This window comes from Sandaracinobacter sp., from assembly GCF_041909755.1.
Classification (GTDB): Bacteria; Pseudomonadota; Alphaproteobacteria; order Sphingomonadales; family Sphingomonadaceae; genus Sandaracinobacteroides.
On sequence record NZ_JAYRCW010000063.1, the window covers coordinates 1 to 15866 of the forward strand.

At 68.9% G+C, this 15866-nt stretch carries 14 protein-coding genes; 3 read left to right on the forward strand and 11 right to left on the reverse strand.

The features are described 5' to 3' along the window. Window positions 1-152 precede the first annotated feature (152 nt). The 7 genes from ACE3O8_RS09390 to ACE3O8_RS09420 form a co-directional block, all read right to left on the reverse strand. Entirely contained in the window at window positions 153-1382 is a 1230-nt protein-coding gene (locus ACE3O8_RS09390) for a dihydroorotase family protein (RefSeq protein WP_374389092.1), read from the reverse strand. Continuing rightward, window positions 1382-2332: an aspartate carbamoyltransferase catalytic subunit gene (locus ACE3O8_RS09395; RefSeq protein WP_374389115.1), complete on the reverse strand. Its 951-nt coding sequence runs from the start codon at window positions 2330-2332 to the stop codon at window positions 1382-1384. The genes ACE3O8_RS09390 and ACE3O8_RS09395 overlap by 1 nt, the downstream gene beginning before the upstream one ends. 18 nt (window positions 2333-2350) lie before the next feature. Next, the gene (ruvX, locus tag ACE3O8_RS09400) at window positions 2351-2827 is read right to left on the reverse strand and encodes a Holliday junction resolvase RuvX (protein WP_374389094.1); all 477 of its coding nucleotides are present in this window, start codon (window positions 2825-2827) and stop codon (window positions 2351-2353) included. Between the two features lies 1 nt (window position 2828). Then, window positions 2829-3941, reverse strand: coding sequence for a DUF3089 domain-containing protein (locus tag ACE3O8_RS09405; protein WP_374389096.1), 1113 nt, complete (start codon window positions 3939-3941; stop codon window positions 2829-2831). Next, on the reverse strand, window positions 3942-4838 hold the full coding sequence (locus ACE3O8_RS09410; RefSeq protein WP_374389117.1) for a sterol desaturase family protein: 897 nt from the start codon (window positions 4836-4838) through the stop codon (window positions 3942-3944). Beyond that, window positions 4835-5194 (reverse strand): hypothetical protein, encoded by a 360-nt coding sequence (locus ACE3O8_RS09415; RefSeq protein ID WP_374389098.1) that lies wholly within the window; start codon window positions 5192-5194, stop codon window positions 4835-4837. The genes ACE3O8_RS09410 and ACE3O8_RS09415 overlap by 4 nt, the downstream gene beginning before the upstream one ends. Before the next feature lie 100 nt (window positions 5195-5294). Continuing rightward, complete coding sequence (locus ACE3O8_RS09420; protein ID WP_374389100.1) at window positions 5295-6716, reverse strand: short-chain fatty acyl-CoA regulator family protein; 1422 nt, start codon at window positions 6714-6716, stop codon at window positions 5295-5297. Window positions 6717-6846: 130 nt separating this feature from the next. On the opposite strand from ACE3O8_RS09420, the gene ACE3O8_RS09425 reads away from it, so the two are divergent. Continuing rightward, window positions 6847-8442, forward strand: a complete 1596-nt coding sequence (locus tag ACE3O8_RS09425; protein WP_374389102.1) for an isocitrate lyase — start codon at window positions 6847-6849, stop codon at window positions 8440-8442. 78 nt (window positions 8443-8520) lie between these two features. Here ACE3O8_RS09425 and ACE3O8_RS09430 read toward each other — a convergent pair whose 3' ends face one another. Then, window positions 8521-10338 (reverse strand): IlvD/Edd family dehydratase, encoded by a 1818-nt coding sequence (locus ACE3O8_RS09430; RefSeq protein ID WP_374389104.1) that lies wholly within the window; start codon window positions 10336-10338, stop codon window positions 8521-8523. 113 nt (window positions 10339-10451) lie between these two features. On the opposite strand from ACE3O8_RS09430, the gene ACE3O8_RS09435 reads away from it, so the two are divergent. Further along, window positions 10452-11744 carry a sugar MFS transporter gene (locus ACE3O8_RS09435; protein ID WP_374389106.1) on the forward strand — a complete coding sequence of 431 codons (1293 nt, stop codon included), beginning with the start codon at window positions 10452-10454 and terminating at the stop codon, window positions 11742-11744. Between the two features lie 16 nt (window positions 11745-11760). Here ACE3O8_RS09435 and ACE3O8_RS09440 read toward each other — a convergent pair whose 3' ends face one another. The 3 genes from ACE3O8_RS09440 to ACE3O8_RS09450 are packed head-to-tail and all read right to left on the reverse strand — an operon-like array spanning window position 11761 to window position 14190. Continuing rightward, window positions 11761-12684, reverse strand: a complete 924-nt coding sequence (locus ACE3O8_RS09440; protein ID WP_374389108.1) for a Gfo/Idh/MocA family protein — start codon at window positions 12682-12684, stop codon at window positions 11761-11763. Beyond that, the gene (locus ACE3O8_RS09445; protein ID WP_374389110.1) at window positions 12681-13304 is read right to left on the reverse strand and encodes a 2-dehydro-3-deoxy-6-phosphogalactonate aldolase; all 624 of its coding nucleotides are present in this window, start codon (window positions 13302-13304) and stop codon (window positions 12681-12683) included. Before ACE3O8_RS09445 ends, ACE3O8_RS09440 begins: the two co-directional genes overlap by 4 nt. 10 nt (window positions 13305-13314) lie before the next feature. Then, window positions 13315-14190, reverse strand: coding sequence for a 2-dehydro-3-deoxygalactonokinase (locus tag ACE3O8_RS09450; protein ID WP_374389111.1), 876 nt, complete (start codon window positions 14188-14190; stop codon window positions 13315-13317). 128 nt (window positions 14191-14318) lie between these two features. Between ACE3O8_RS09450 and ACE3O8_RS09455 the strand changes: the two genes are divergently transcribed. After that, window positions 14319-15866: DUF5597 domain-containing protein (locus ACE3O8_RS09455; protein WP_374389113.1), on the forward strand; the 1548-nt coding region annotated here is incomplete at its 3' end.

Below are 15866 nucleotides of genomic sequence, written 5' to 3' on the forward strand. Positions count from 1 at the left end.
AAGCGCATCGGCGTCGCCGCGCGCGGCCGGTGTCACCCATTGGGCGACGGCGCCATCCCAGTCGCCCGCGCGCCACTTCGCCACGCCCTCGTCCACGCTGGCCAGCGCGGCGGCGGGCAGCAGGGCCAGCAGCAGCAACGCGGCACCACGGATCATGCCAGCCGCTCCCCGCCCTTCAGCAGCAGCCGCAGCCGCCCCTGCACCGGCAGGCCGTCGAACGGGGTGTTGCCCGCCCGGCCCGGCAGGGAATCGGCGTCGATCCGCCAGGGCGCACCGGGATCGAACAGCAGCAGGTCGGCGGGCGCCCCCACCGCCAGCGTTCCGCCCGGCAGGCCAAAGCGCCGCGCCGGGCTGGCGGACAGCAGCGCCATCAGCTGCGGCAGGCCCATCAGCCCGTCATGCACAAGGGTCAGCCCCAAAGACAGCAGGGTCGCCGCGCCGGCAGCGCCGGGGGCGGCGTCCGCGAAGGGCAGGCGCTTTTCTTCCTGCGTGCGCGGGTCGTGGCGGGATGTCAGCACGCTGATCGTGCCGTCGGCCAGCGCCGCGCGCACCGCCAGCCGGTCAGCCTCCAGCCGCAACGGCGGAGAGAGGCGGGCAAAGCTGCGATAACCGGCCAGCGCCGTGTCCGACAGCAGGGCGTAGGCGGGCGCGGTGCCGGCCGTCACATCCTGCCCCCCGGCGCGGGCGGCGCGGATCAGCGCGATGCCCTCGGCCGTGCTGACGCAGGCGAAATGCAGCGCCGCGCCGGCTTCCCGCGCCAGCCGCAGGTCGCGCGCGATCTGGATCGCCTCCGCAGCGGCGGGCGCGGCGGGAAGGCCCAGCCGCGTCGCCATCTCGCTGTCGGTCGCGGCGGCACCTGCCGTCAGGAAGGGGCATTCGGCATGCGCGATCACCACCAGCCCCAGCCCGGTCGCATAGCGCAGCAGCCGCAGCATCACCTGCGCGTCCGCGATCGCCTGCCGCCCGGTCGCCACGGCGACGGCGCCGGCCTCCTTCATCAGCGCCAGTTCGGCCAGCTCCCGGCCGTTCAGCCCGCGCGTGGCCGCCGCCAGCGGCCGCACCCACAGGCGGGGCTTGCCCAGCCGCTCCGCCCGCTCGATCAGGGCCGGATCATCCAGCGGCGGCGACTGGTCCGGCATCAGCAGAACGCTGGTGATGCCCCCCGCCACCGATGCGTCCACATCGGTGCGGAACACGCCCGCGTCGATCAGGCCGGGGGCCAGCGGCAGGCCCGCCGCCGCCACGATCATGGCTCCATCGGGCGCGGTCAGCCCAGGCCCCACCGCCGCGATCTGCCGGTCCACGACCAGCAGGTCGCCGCGCACGTCTGTTCCGGCCAGCGGATCGATCAGCCGGGCGTCGCGGATCAGGATCGGCTGCATCACCAGGCCCCCCGCCGGCTGCGCGTCAGCACGTCCAGGCACGCCATGCGCACGGCGACGCCCATTTCCACCTGCTCGCTGATCGCGGATCTCTGGATGTCGTCGGCCACCGCCGATTCGATCTCCACACCCCGGTTCATCGGGCCGGGGTGCATCACAAGGACATCGTCGCCGGCTGCCGCCAGCCGCTGGCGCGTCAGCCCGAAGGTGCGGAAATATTCGCGGGTGGACGGCACATAGGCCCCATCCATCCGTTCCAGCTGCAGCCGCAGCATCATCACCACATCCGCGCCCTTCAGGCCGGACTCCATGTCGGTGAAGGCGCGTGCACCCAGCCGCTCCACGTCCGTCGGCATCAGCGTCGGCGGCGCCACGGCGCGCACCTCGGCCCCCAGCGCAGACAACAGGTGAAAGTTGGACCGCGCCACGCGGCTGTGCAGGATGTCGCCGCAGATGGCGACGGTCAGCCCCTCGATCCGGCCCTTCCGGCGGCGGATCGTCAGCGCGTCCAGCAGCGCCTGGGTGGGGTGTTCATGCCGCCCGTCGCCCGCGTTCAGCACGGGGCAGTCCACCTTTTCCGCGATCAGGCCCACCGCGCCCGAGCTTTCATGGCGGATCACGATCACGTCCGGCCGCATCGCGTTCAGCGTCAGCGCCGTATCCAGCAGCGTCTCGCCCTTCTTCAGGCTGGACTGGCCCGCCGCCAGGTTCACCACGTCCGCGCCCAGCCGCTTGCCCGCGATCTCGAAGCTCAGAAGCGTGCGGGTGCTGTTCTCGAAGAAGGCGTTGATCTGCGTCAGCCCGCGCAGCCGGTCGTCATGCTGGCGCGACGCGCGGCCGGCTTCGGCCCATGTCTCGGCCTCGTCCAGCAGGAACAGGATTTCCCACGGCTGCAACCCCTCGATCGCGAGGAGGTGCGGGTGCGGAAAGGGATGGGCGCCGGCCGGGATGCTCACGACCCAAGGGCCTTAAGGCGCATTTCCAAGCGCGGCAAGCCGGGCGAGCGCCCCATCCAGGATATGTGCCGCCGCCAGCGCGTCGACCCGTTCGGCGCGCTTCGCCCGGCTGACGTCCTGCGCGATCAGCGCCCGCTCCACGGCGGCGGTCGACCAGCGCTCGTCCCACATCAGGATGGGCAGCCCGACTGCCTTTGAAAGGTTGCGCGCCTGCGCCCGCACCGATTGCGTCCGCTCGCTGTCGCTGCCGTCCATGTTCAAAGGCAGGCCGATCACCAGCCCCCGGATTTCCTCCTTCAGGGCCAGCGCCTTCAGCGCCTCCATGTCGGCGGCGGGCTTGCTGCGCTTCAGCGTCTCGCGCGCCGTGGCAAAGCGCCAGTCGGCGCTCGCCGTCGCCAGCCCGATGGTGCGGGTGCCGATGTCCAGCCCCAACAGCCGCCCCATATCCGGCAGCGCGGCGGCGAAGGCGGCGGCGTCGGTGGTGATCATGTCAGGCAGCGGCGTCCACGGCCCCGCCCAGCTTGCGCGCCGCATGGGCCGACAGCCGCGCCTCGATCCCGGCGCGGATGTTCGCCCAGAACAACCCGAAATCATAGACATGGAAGTTGCCGCCCGGCAGCACGAACGGCCCGATGTCGGACGGCGCCGGATTGATCAGCAGCAGCCCGCGGGCATCACAGGCGGCGCCCACCGCGCGCGGGCGCAGCGCCTCGTCCACCAGCATTCCGGCGTTTCGGTCCGGCCCCGCCGCGGCGCCATCGCCCGTCAGGGGATTCACGCACAGCATGGCGCGCGCGCCCAGCGGCTTGCCCGACACATCCGGGATCGGCGTAAAGCCCGTCAGCGCCTCCGCCAGATCGCCGTCGGCGGCATAGCTCTGCCAGCTCGCCACGCAGCCGGCCTGTTCCGCCTGCGTGCAGGCCGGCAGGCCGATCGCGGGCAGATCTTCCGGCAGGGCCACCGGCCAGCCCACCACATAGGCCGCCACCAGCCGACCGTTCAGCGCGGCCTTTCGCGCCTTCAGCAGGTGCAGGATGTGCAGCGCGCCCTGGCTGTGCCCGGCGATGAAGATCGGCCTGTCGGCCGGCTGCGCCGCCAGGAAGGCGTCGAACGCGCGCTCCACATCGGAATAGGCCAGCGCCAGCGCCTTTGCCGCATCCGGCCCCGGCTTCAGGAAGCTGCCGAAGGTCGCCTGCCGGTAGCGCGGCACCCACACATCGGCGACACCGTTGAACACCGTCGCCTGTCCGCGCGTGAAGCGGTCCAGCCGGTCGTTGGTTTCCAGATCGTCCAGCGGCGCATTCCAGCGGCTGCGGCTGAGGAAGGCGGTGGGGCTCACGAAGAACACGGCAGCCGCCGGCTTCGGCGCGGGGGAATAGCCCTCGGGCGTCCACAGCGCGGGATTGTCCGCGATGTCGGGCCGGGCCACCCAACTTGCCTTTGCCGCATAGTCCGGCGCGGGCGGGGCGGCCGATTCGGCATAGCTGCCGCCCGGCACGAAGGCCATGCGGATCAGATCCGCCGCGAACAGCCGCCAGATGATCGCGGCCAGGATCACCAAGCCCGTCAGGATCGCGATAACCCACAGGAATTTCCGTGCCATTCAGGCCTCCCGACGTGTGGACGCGGCTTCCCATCGCGCCCGGATTGTTTCTGATGTCTCGCCCGTGCCGCCGGGCTGCCAGCCGGGCGGGCCGAACAGCCGCCCCGCCAGTTCCCCGGCAGACCGGCTCTGCACCGCATCGCGGCCGATCGCCACCCATTCATGGATGGCGGCCCACAAGGGGTTCAGCGTGGGCAGCGCCTTCACGATGCCATAACGCGGCCGGTCGTCGTCCCGCTCCGGCTCGAAGGTGCCGAACAGCCGGTCCCAGATGATGAACACGCCGGCATAGTTGCGATCGAGGTAGCGCGGGTTCACCGCATGATGCACCCGGTGGTGCGACGGCGTGTTCATCACCGCCTCGAACCAGCGGGGCAGGCGGTTCACCTGCTCGGTATGGATCCAGAACTGATAGACAAGGTTCAGCCCCGCGCAGAAGAACACCATCGCAGGCGGAAAGCCGATCAGGAACAGCGGCAGGCGGAAGATGAAGCCCAGGCTGAAGAAGCCCGTCCAGGTCTGCCGCAGCGCCGTCGACAGATTATAGTGCTGCGACGAATGGTGGATCACATGGCTGGCCCAGAACCAGCGCACCCGGTGGGCGCTGCGGTGGAACACATAATAGGCCAGGTCATCCAGCACGAAGCACAGCAGGAAGGCCCACCAGCTGAACGGAATCTCGAACAGCCGCCAGGAATAGACCCACAGGGACATCGCCAGTACCGCGCCCGCCGTCAGCGCGCCCGCAACGGTGCTGCCGAACCCCAGGAACAGCGAGGCGCCCGTATCGCGCCAGTCATAGCGGCCCACGCCGCGCAGACGGGTCAGCAGCATTTCCAGGATGATGAGGCCGACAAACGCCGGGATCGCCAGCTGAACGGGATCGGGCAGGGTCATGCCGTCAGCCACGTCGGCCGGGCGGGCAGGCTCAGCGTCGCCTGGCGCAACATCGGCTCGTCCAGCCGCGCCACCAGGGCGCCGCCGGTCCAGCCAAGCGCCGACGGCGGCAAACGCCGGGCGATCCATCCGTCCGCCAGCGGCAGCAGCAGGCCGATGCTGCCGTCCATCCCGCGCAGAACCGCGCCTTTGCCCCCTGTCGCCAGCGCCACCTCGGCCGCGCGGAACCCCGCCAGCCGGCCTTCCGCCTCGGCCACAGCCTCCGCCTCGCCCAGCCGGGGCCGGCTGCGGAAGCCCATCAGCCAGGCAAGGCCCGTCAGCAGCAGGATCGCGGCGAGGGAAGCGGCGTAGATCATCGCCCCCGGCCTAGCCGATCGGCCGGTGCCGGAAAAGGTGCGCGGCAACGGCCGGCCGCAACAATCTTCATGGCCAATGCCGAAACCGGCCGACAAGGCATCAGCTGTCCGAAAAGCCGAAGGGGGCGCTGGTGCGCCGGTAATCGTCCGGCAGCACGTCGCGGCCGATGGGCGGGGCCGCGCGCGAAGTGCAGTCCGCCCGGTGGCACAGGCGGCAGCTGATGCCGATGGGCGTGGCGCTGGCCGGGCCGGGGGCGTTCGGCACGCGGGTATAGATCAGCCGGTCGGCATGCTCCTCCGCGCAGACCAGCGCGATGGCCCGCTCGGCGCGCGGCGTTCCGAAGCCGCCGATCCCCTGTGTCACCGTGCGGGCGATGGAAAAGAAGCGCTGGCCATCCGGCAGTTCGATCCACTGGGTGACGATCTGGCGCGGCATCCGGAACACCTGATGCACCGTCCACAACGGGCAGCCGCCGCCGTGGCGGGCAAAGGGAAAGCCCGCGCCGTCCAGCCGCTTCGAGACATTGCCCGCCGGATCGACCCGCAGGAAGAAGAAGGGTACCCGTTCATGCCCCGGCTTCTGCAGCGTGGTCAGCCGGTGGGCGGCCTGCTCGAAGCTGGCGCCGAACTGCCGCCCCAGCGCCTCCACGTCATACTGCCGCTGGTCGGCCGCGCGGGCGAATGCGGTGTAGGGCATCTGGATGGCGGCCGCCGCATAGCTGGCGAGCGCGCGGTGCGTCAGCCGGCGGCCGTTGTCGCTGCTGAAATGCCCCTCCTTCAGCTGCGCCTCGATGTCGGACCTCAGCTCCAGATAGGCCAGCTGCAGGGCGAGCTGGAAATTGCGGCTGGCGCTGTCCAGCTGGTCGTCCAGCTGCACTTCGCGGCCATGATGGTTCAGGCGGCGGATCGCCCCCATCATCACGTCGGCGGGCAGCCGCCGCACGCGCAGCCCGTGGCGCGCCCGCAGATAGCCGTCCAGCCCCTCGGCCTGGGCGATGGTCGCGGCCCTCCGCTCGGCGGCGTCGTCCAGCGCCGGGAAGCAGTTGCGCCGGGCGGCGAGGAAGCGGCGGGATTCGGCGACAGGATCAGGCAGGTCGCCCGCCGCGCCATCACGGACGGCGCCCTCCCGCTCGGCGGTGCGGTCAGCCAGCGCCAGCTGCTCCTCGCGCCAGGCGGTGTGCAGCCTCAGCAGCGCCTCGGCGAACCCCGGATAATTGGCGGCGACATCCGCCGCCTCCAGCGGCGGCAGGTCGATATCGGCAAAGATCGGGTCCTTCAGCACCGCCGTAAGCCGACCCTGCTGCTCGACGCCGCCGTCGCCCGCCAGCCGGGCGATATCCAGCTGATAGGTCTGGGCCAGCCGGATCAGCAGGTCGGCCGTCAGCGGCCGCTGGTTCCGCTCCAGCAGCGCCACATAAGAGGGGGAGATGTCGAGGTCGGCCGCCATATTGGCCTGCGTCAGCCCCAGGTCGCGCCGCAGGCGCCGCAGGCGGGGGCCGATATATCTGCTGTCCTGCGCCATGGTGCATTTCCTTACAACATTACACGCCAGATTTGTAAAGTCTTACAGCTGAACGAAACAGCCGTTCAGCCGCCGCCCGGCGCTGCCGTAGGAAGGCGCATCCAAGTTTTCGCCCGCAAGGAGCCCTTCGATGAAGACCTATTCGCAAGCCATCGCCGATGCGCAGAAGCTGATCGCCTCCAAGGGCGGCACCTGGGATGGCATCAGCGCCGAAGCCGTTGCCCGCATGCAGCTGCAGAACCGCTTCAACTCCGGCCTGGACATCGCGCGCCACACCGCCGCCGTGATGCGCGCCGACATGGCCGCCTATGATGCCGATCCGGCCCAATACACCCAGTCGCTGGGCTGCTGGCACGGCTTCATCGGCCAGCAGAAGCTGATCGCCATCAAGAAGCATTTCGGCAGCACGAAGCGTCGCTACCTCTATCTCTCGGGCTGGATGGTCGCCGCGCTCCGCTCCGATTTCGGCCCGCTGCCGGATCAGTCCATGCATGAAAAGACCAGCGTGCCCGCGCTGATCGAGGAACTCTACACCTTCCTGAAGCAGGCCGACGCCCGCGAACTGGGCATGATGTTCCGCGATCTGGATGCCGCCCGCGCCGCCGGCGACACGGCGAAGGAAAAGGTGCTGATCGACGCGATCGACAAGTATGAAACGCATGTCGTGCCGATCATCGCCGACATCGACGCCGGGTTCGGCAACGCCGAGGCCACCTACCTGCTGGCGAAGAAGATGATCGAGGCCGGCGCCTGCGCCCTGCAGATCGAGAACCAGGTGTCCGACGAGAAGCAGTGCGGCCACCAGGACGGCAAGGTCACCGTCCCGCACGAGGACTTCCTGGCGAAGGTCCGCGCCTGCCGCTACGCCTTCATGGAACTGGGCATCGACGACGGCGTCATCGTCACCCGCACCGATTCGCTGGGCGCGGGCCTGACGAAGCAGATCGCCTATTCCAAGGAGCCGGGCGACATCGGCGACCAGTACAACAGCTTCCTCGACTGCGAGGAAATCGATCCCGCGACCGCCCGCAACGGCGACGTGGTGCTGAACCGCAACGGCAAGCTGCTGCGCCCGAAGCGGCTGCCCTCCAACCTGTTCCAGTTCCGCGAGGGCACCGGGGCGGATCGCTGCGTGCTGGATTGCATCACCAGCCTGCAGAACGGCGCGGACCTGCTGTGGATCGAAACGGAAAAGCCCCACATCGAGCAGATCGCCTCGATGGTGGACAAGATCCGCGAAGTGATCCCCAACGCCAAGCTGGTCTACAACAACTCGCCCAGCTTCAACTGGACGCTGAACTTCCGCCAGCAGGTGTTCGACGCCTGGAAGCAGGCCGGCAAGGACGTCTCGGCCTTTGATCGCGCCAACCTGATGAGCGTGATCTATGACCAGACGGATCTCGCCGCCGAAGCCGACGAGCGCATCCGCACCTTCCAGCGCGATGCCGCCGCCCGCGCCGGCATCTTCCATCACCTGATCACGCTGCCCACCTATCACACGGCGGCGCTCTCCACCGACAATCTCGCCCGCGAATATTTCGGCGAGCAGGGCATGCTGGGCTATGTGAAGAACGTCCAGCGCGCGGAAATCCGCCAGGGCATCGCCTGCGTGAAGCACCAGAACATGTCCGGCTCGGACATCGGCGACGACCACAAGGAATATTTCGCCGGCGAAGCCGCGCTGAAGGCCGGCGGCGCCCACAACACGATGAACCAGTTCGCCTGACACGCGTTTCCGGGGAGGGAAGGGAGGGCCGGCGCCGCAGGGCGCCGGCCCTTTCCCTTTGCGGCAGTCCAGCCGCCGTCAGTGGTTGTCGCGCGGAAGTCCCCGGGTAGAGACAATGCGCTGGTAGCGCTCCGCCCCCTCAAGGATCGCGCCGGTTTCCAGCTGCCCCACCAGCCTGCGCTGGATTTCCTGCCAGGGCGTCTGCGACGGCGGCACGGCATAGCCCCCGGCGGCGTCCAGCGCCGCGCGCCGCGCCCGCAGCTCCGCTTCGTCCACCAGCATGTCCGCTGTGCCGCGCCCCAGGTCGATCCGCACCCGGTCGCCGGTGCGCAGCAGCGCCAGGTTGCCGCCCGCCGCCGCCTCGGGCGAGGCATTGAGGATCGAGGGCGAGCCCGAGGTGCCGGATTGCCGCCCGTCGCCGATGCAGGGCAGCGCATGCACGCCTGCGCGGATCAGATAGGCGGGCGCCCGCATGTTCACCACTTCGGCCGCGCCGGGGAAGCCGATCGGCCCCGCGCCGCGCATGAACAGCAGCGTTTCGGCCGTGATCTCCAGCGCCGGGTCGTCGATGCGGGCGTGGTAATCCTCCGGCCCGTCGAACACCACGGCCGGGCCTTCGAAGGCATCGGGGTCGTCGGGGTTCGAAAGATAGCGCGCCCGGAATTCGTCAGAGATCACGCTGGTCTTCATGATGGCAGAGTGGAACAGGTTGCCGGACAGCACCACGAACCCCGCATCCGGCTTCAGCGGACGTGCGAACGGCCGGATCACCGCTTCGTCCAGGATGGCCGCGCCCCGGCAATTGTCGCCGATCCCGCGCCCTGTCACCGTCAGCGCATCCTCGCGGATCAGGCCCTGCCCCATCAGCTCCGCGACCACTGCGGACACGCCGCCCGCGTGATGATAATCCTCGCCCAGATAATCGCCTGCGGGTTGCAGGTTCACCAGCAGCGGAACATCATGGCCAAAATGCTGCCAGTCCGACAGGGCCAGTTCCACCCCGGCATGGCGGGCGATGGCCGCCAGGTGGATCGGCGCGTTGGTGGAGCCGCCGATGGCCGAATTCACCACGATCGCGTTCAGAAAGGCGTCGCGCGTCAGGATGTCGGACGGCTTCAGGTCCTCGCGCACCATGTCCACGATGCGCCTGCCCGTCGCCCAGGCCATTTCCTGCCGCGCGCGATAGGGGGCGGGGATCGCGGCCGATCCGGGCAACTGCATCCCCAGCGCTTCGGCCAGTGAGTTCATCGTCGTCGCCGTGCCCATGGTGTTGCAATAGCCGGTGGACGGCGCCGACGAGGCGACCAGCTTCACGAAACCGGCCTTGTCGATCTCGCCGGCGGCCAGCATCTCGCGCGCCTTCCAGATGATCGTGCCCGAACCCGTGCGCTGCCCCTCGTGCCGCCCGTTCAGCATCGGCCCCACCGACAGCGCGATGGCCGGGATATCCACCGTCGCCGCCGCCATCAGCAGCGCGGGCGTGGTCTTGTCGCAGCCGATCGTCAGCACCACGCCATCCAGCGGATAGCCATGCAGCACTTCCACCAGCGAGAGGTAGGTGAGGTTCCGGTCGAGCCCGGCGGTCGGCCGCTTGCCCGTCTCCTGAATGGGATGCACCGGGAACTCAAAGGCGATGCCGCCCGCGTCGCGGATGCCCTCGCGGATGCGCTCCGCCAGCACCAGATGGTGCCGGTTGCAGGGGCTGAGGTCAGACCCGGTCTGCGCGATCCCGATGATCGGCCGCCCCGATTGCAGCTCTTCCTGCGAAAGCCCGAAATTCAGGTAGCGCTCGATATAGAGCGCGGTCATGTCGATGTTGTCGGGGTTGTCGAACCAGGCCCTGGAGCGCAATTTCGGCGGCACATTGTCTGGCACTTCGCTTGAAACTCCCGCCATATCAGCGTGTTGCTGCATCGCGCCCCATGTCCGGCACGCATTGACCACGCGCCGCAAGCTATATAGTCATACAAATCAAAAGGGAAGCCGGACAGTCCGGAAAGGGAGAAGGCATGGCGGGATCAGGGGAAAGCAAGGGCGGCGGATTCGCATTGAACGATGCCGCCATGCCCTACAGGCAGGCGCTGGCGCTGCTCGCCACGCTCTTCTTCATGTGGGGCTTCATCACCGTCATCAACAACACGCTGCTGCCGCACCTGCGCAGCGTGTTCGACCTCAGCTACACCCAGGCCACGCTGATCGAATCCGCCTGGTTCATCGCCTATTTCTTCGCCTCCATCCCCTCGGCCAAACTGATCGAGCGCGTCGGCTATCGCCCGGCACTGGTGATCGGTCTGGGCATCATGGCGGCGGGCGCGCTGCTGATGATCCCGGCCGCGCGCATCCCCTCCTATCCCTTCACGCTGGTCGCGCTGTTCATCATCGCGTCCGGCATCACCCTGCTGCAGGTGGCGGCGAACCCCTATGTGGCCGTGATCGGTCCGGCTGAAACCTCGTCGGCCCGTCTGAACCTGGTGCAGGCGTTCAACTCGATGGGCACCACCTTTGCCCCGCTGTTCGGCGGCTGGCTGATCCTCTCGCGCAGCACCGGCGGCACCTCGAACCCCGGCCATGTCCTCACCGAAGCCGAACGGCTGGCCGACGCCCGTTCGGTGGAGCTGCCCTACCTGATCGTCGCGGCCGTGCTGGTGGTGCTGGCCTTCGTCATCCACCGCTCCCGCCTGCCGGATCTCAGCCGCTCGGATCTCGCGCTCGAGGCTGCCGAACGCAAGCAGCTGTCGCTCTGGAACCACCCCAACCTCATCTGGGGCATTCCCGCCATCTTCATCTACCTGATCGCGGAAATCGGCGTCGCCAACCTGTTCATCAACTTCGTCTCCCAGCCGCACATCGGCAACCTCACCCACGCGGAAGCCTCCAACTACCTCTTCCTGCTGTGGGGCGGGATGATGGTCGGCCGCTTCATCGGCTCCTTCCTGATGCGCGTGATCGAACCCGGCCACGTCCTCGCCGCAGCCGCCGCGCTCGCCTGCGCCGTCATGCTCGTCACCGTGTTCAGCACCGGCAAGACCGCGATGTGGGCGCTCATTTCCGTCGGCCTGTTCCACTCCATCATGTTCCCCACCATCTTCACGCTGGGCATCCGGGGCCTCGGCCCCCTCACGGAGGAAGGCTCTGGCCTGCTCGTCATGGCGATCGCCGGCGGCGCGCTGGTCGTCGTCCACGGCTGGCTCGCAGACCGCTATGGCCTGCAGCCATCGTTCCTGCTGACCGCCGCCTGTGAAGTCTATGTGTTCTGGTACGCGCTGCGGGGAAGCCGGCTGCGGCCGGACCGCAAGACGTAAGGGCAAGCCCGCCCGGTCAGTCGAACGGCGCCACCGTCACCCGTTCGCCCAGCAGGAAGGCATCGGCCACCAGCTGCAGCGGCCGCAAGTCCACCTCGCTGCCGCCCTGCGTCACCAACACGGCAAACCGCCGGTAAAGCGGCGGATATTCGCCCTCGTCCGGCACGGGCTGCTCCACCCCGTCCACCATCAGGCGGGATCCCCCATGCGTGAGGAGCAGGTCATGGCCTTCGAATTCGATGCGGATATTCCAGCGGTCGTCGGGCTCCCGCCAGTCGAACAGGCCATGGGCGTCGGCCGGGATGCCGGGGCCGCCGAAGGCCAGCCGGGCGGCGATGGGCGTCTGCCGGTTTGCGGGCGTTTCCAGCCGCGCGGCGGCGACGGCGATGTCCACCGGCAGGATCTCGCTGAGCACGGAGAGGCCGTTGATGCCCGGATCGAACACGCCGAAGCCGCCCGGCTCCCAGATCCATTGCTGGCCGGGGTGCCATTTGCGCACATCCTCGCGCCAGTCGATCAGCAGGCTGTCGATGCGGCGTCCGGCCAGCATCGCCTTTGCCGCCGGAACGGCGGGGGCAAAGCGGCAATGCCAGCCGGCAAACAGGGTCCGCCCGGCGGCTTCGGCGGCGGCAACGATCTGCCATACGGCGGACAATGTGGCGGCCGGCGGCTTTTCCATCAGCACATGCCACCCCGCATCCAGCGCCTCGAACACGGCGGCAGGGCGTTCGACGGGCGTATTGCACAGGGCGACGGCATCGATTTTCAGACCGCTGGCGCGCAGGTCCGCGATGCTGGCGAAGGCGGGCACGCCGGGTGGGCCTGCCCTGCGGCGGCTCACGCACGCTGCCAGCCGGAACGCGGGGTTGCCCAGAATGGCGGGCACATGCTGATCCTCGGCGATCTTGCCATAGCCGACGATGGCGATCGCGATCGTCAAAGCCGATGCGCCCGGCGAAAGGCGGCCACGAACTGCGCCGCCGCCGCCCCCACCTGCGCCGCGCTGCGACCCGGCCGATAAAGGGCCGAGCCGATGCCGAAACCCGCCGCCCCGGCCGCGATCCAGGGCGCCATTCCGTCCGTCGAAACCCCGCCGACCGCCAGCAGCGGAACCCCGGATGGCAGCACCGCCTTCAGCGCCTTCAGCACGGCGGGGGACGCGGCCTCGGCCGGAAACAGCTTCAGCGCATCCGCGCCGGCCGCGATCGCCGCGAACGCCTCTGTCGGCGTGAAGAAGCCGGGGACGGAAACAAGGCCCAGCCGCTTCGTTTCCGCGATGACGGCGGGGTTGCTGTCGGGCGAAACGATCAGCCGTCCGCCTGCATCGGCAACGGCGCGCACGTCTGCCGGGGTCAGCACCGTTCCCGCGCCCAGCATGGCGTGGTCGCCCAGCGCCTCCGAAAGCCGGGCGATGCTCTCGAGCGGCCGGGGGGAGTTCAGCGGCACCTCCAGCAGGCGGAAGCCGGCCGCCAGCAGCGCCTCGCCCACGGGCAGCGCCTCCTCAGGCGTGATGCCGCGCAGGATGGCGACAAGCGGCAGATCCCCCAGGATGTCCGTCACAACAGGTCCTTCACGGCGCAAGCCTCCGGATTGTCCGCATCCCGGCCAGGAATGCGGGGGTCGAATCGACGATGGTGCTGCGGCCGCCCAGCGCCTCAATCGCTGCAGCATACAGCGTGCCCAGCGGCGGCCCGGCAAGGACATGCACCGGGGCCTGCCCCATCCGGGGGCCCACATCGGCCCCGATCAACACCCCGGATGCAAAGGCGGCGGCGTCCGCCGGATCCAGCCGCTTCAGCAGCACCGCCGCGCGGACGCCGAACAGCGCGGCAGACAGATCGCGCCGCCCGGCGCCTTCGGCCACGCCCCGGCGAAAGGCCTCGCCGTCAGACACCTCGCCGTCCAGCATGCCCGCCAGCACCCCGTTGGCCTTCAGCAGCGCGAACAGCTCGCCCGTCATCACCGTGGTGAAGCCGGTGATCCGGCCGCCTTCCAGCTGCGCCCATTTGTTGTGGGTGCCCGGCTGGCAGATGCGGCAATCCGGCGGCACCAGCCCGGCGGCGGCGGCCCCCAGCAGCTGCACCTCTTCGCCACGCATCACGTCGGCCGCATCGGCGAGGCCGGGCACGATGGATAAGCGCACACCCGCAACAACGGCCAGATTCGCGGCCAGATCGGACAGCCCGGCCGGCAACGGGCGATAGGGTGCCTCGATCCAGCCCCGGTTCGATCCCACCATGCCGGCCGCGATGGCCGGCAGATCGCCCAGCAGGCCGCGCAGCCGGTCCAGGTCCGCCGGAAAGCCGCCGGGCGGGATCGCCAGCACGCCGCGATCGTCGGCATGCGCCGCCACCACGTCGCCGGCGGCGGAAAGCCGCCAGGCGCGCCGCCGGCTGCTGCCCCAGTCGATCGCCAGCCAGTCCCCGGTTGCGCGGTCATCCCTCATGCGGAATTTGTCCTACAAAATTGTGCGGCAGAGGCAAGACCGGGCTGATACAAGGTTGAAACATGATTTAGTTTAGCGCTAACATTTCTGCGGGAGAGGGGAGAATCGCACTGAAACCGCTTGCTCTGATGCTGTCCGGCCTGCTTCTGGCGGCCGCCGCGCCGCTGGCCGCCGCCGAGCCTCCAAGGCTCGTCAGCAAGAACGGCCGCCACGCCCTGCTGGTGGATGGCGAACCCTTCCTGATCCTGGGCGCGCAGGCCAACAACAGCAGCAACTATCCCGACGCCCTGCCCCAGGTCTGGCCGGTGCTGGACCGCATCCATGCCAACACGCTGGAAATGCCGGTCGCCTGGCAACAGGTCGAGCCGACGGAAGGCCGGTTCGATTTCAGCTTCGTGGACGACCTGCTGAAACAGGCGCGGGCAAACGACAAGAAGCTCGTCATTCTGTGGTTCGGCACCTGGAAGAACACCGCGCCCAGCTATGCGCCGGACTGGGTGAAGCTGGACAACGCCCGCTTCCCGCGCGCGAAAAAGCCGGACGGCAGCGATCATTATCTGCACAGCCCGCATTCGCGCGCCACGCTGGAGGCCGACAGGAAGGCCTTCGTGGCGCTGATGCGGCATCTGAAGGCCGTGGATGCGGAAAACACGGTGATCCTGGTGCAGCCACAGAATGAAGTGGGAAGCTATGGCAACCCGCGCGATTTCGGGCCAGAGGCCGAAAAGCTGTTCCGCCAGCCGATCCCGCCCGCGCTGGCAAAGGCGACGGGCAAATCCGGCACCTGGTCACAGGCCTTCGGCAGGCAAGCGGACCGCGCCTTCAACAGCTGGCACACAGCCCGCTTCATCGACGAGATGGCCGCCGCCGGAAAAGCGGTGAAGCCGATCCCCATGTTCGTGAACGCCGCGCTGCACAGCCCGTTCGGAGAGGCGGATCCGGCCAGCGTCTCGTCGGGCGGGCCGCAGTGGGACGTGCTGGATATCTGGAAGGCGGCCGCCCCCCACATCGATTTCGCCGCGCCCGATATCTACAGCCGCGAGGAAAAGACCGTGTCGGCCTGGCTCAACGGCTATGCGCGGGCCGATAACGCGCTGTTCGTGCCGGAAATCGGCAATGCGGCGGATCACGCCCGCTTCTTCTGGGCCGTGCTGGGGCGCGGCGGCATCGGCTTTGCCCCCTTCGGCATGGATGCCACCGGCTTTTACAACTATCCGCTGGGCGCGAAACGGCTGGACGATGAGACGCTGGACGCATTTGGCGACAAGTTCGCCCTGTTCAGCCGGATCGGACGCGACTGGGCGCGGATCGCCTATGCCCACCCCACATGGGGCGTCGCCCGCCCGGACGACGGCAGCAGCCGCGCCACGCAGATGGGCGACTGGAAGATCGAGGCCAGCTTCGAACAATGGCAGTTCGGCCACAAGGACTGGACATGGATGAAGCGCGACCCCGTCCCATGGGCCGGCAAGTCGGTGGGCGGCGCCGCCGTGGCGCAGATCGCGCCGAACCAGTTCCTTGTCGCGGGCGATCATGTCCGCATCACCTTTTCACCGGGACCTGACGTGAAGAACGGCCTGCTGCTGAAGGTGGAGGAAGGCGGGTTCAAGGATGGCCAATGGGTCGCCAGCCGCGTGTGGAACGGCGATCAGGTCGATTACGGCCTGACATTCAAT

Coding starts and splice junctions, on each gene's coding strand:
- ACE3O8_RS09435 (WP_374389106.1), top strand. CDS start 10,452: ATGGCGGGATCAGGGGAAAGCAAGGGCGGCGGATTCGCATTGAACGAT.
- ACE3O8_RS09425 (WP_374389102.1), top strand. CDS start 6,847: ATGAAGACCTATTCGCAAGCCATCGCCGATGCGCAGAAGCTGATCGCC.
- ACE3O8_RS09420 (WP_374389100.1), bottom strand. CDS start 6,716: ATGGCGCAGGACAGCAGATATATCGGCCCCCGCCTGCGGCGCCTGCGG.
- ACE3O8_RS09390 (WP_374389092.1), bottom strand. CDS start 1,382: ATGCAGCCGATCCTGATCCGCGACGCCCGGCTGATCGATCCGCTGGCC.
- ACE3O8_RS09405 (WP_374389096.1), bottom strand. CDS start 3,941: ATGGCACGGAAATTCCTGTGGGTTATCGCGATCCTGACGGGCTTGGTG.
- ACE3O8_RS09415 (WP_374389098.1), bottom strand. CDS start 5,194: ATGATCTACGCCGCTTCCCTCGCCGCGATCCTGCTGCTGACGGGCCTT.
- ACE3O8_RS09430 (WP_374389104.1), bottom strand. CDS start 10,338: ATGGCGGGAGTTTCAAGCGAAGTGCCAGACAATGTGCCGCCGAAATTG.
- ruvX (WP_374389094.1), bottom strand. CDS start 2,827: ATGATCACCACCGACGCCGCCGCCTTCGCCGCCGCGCTGCCGGATATG.
- ACE3O8_RS09450 (WP_374389111.1), bottom strand. CDS start 14,190: ATGAGGGATGACCGCGCAACCGGGGACTGGCTGGCGATCGACTGGGGC.
- ACE3O8_RS09410 (WP_374389117.1), bottom strand. CDS start 4,838: ATGACCCTGCCCGATCCCGTTCAGCTGGCGATCCCGGCGTTTGTCGGC.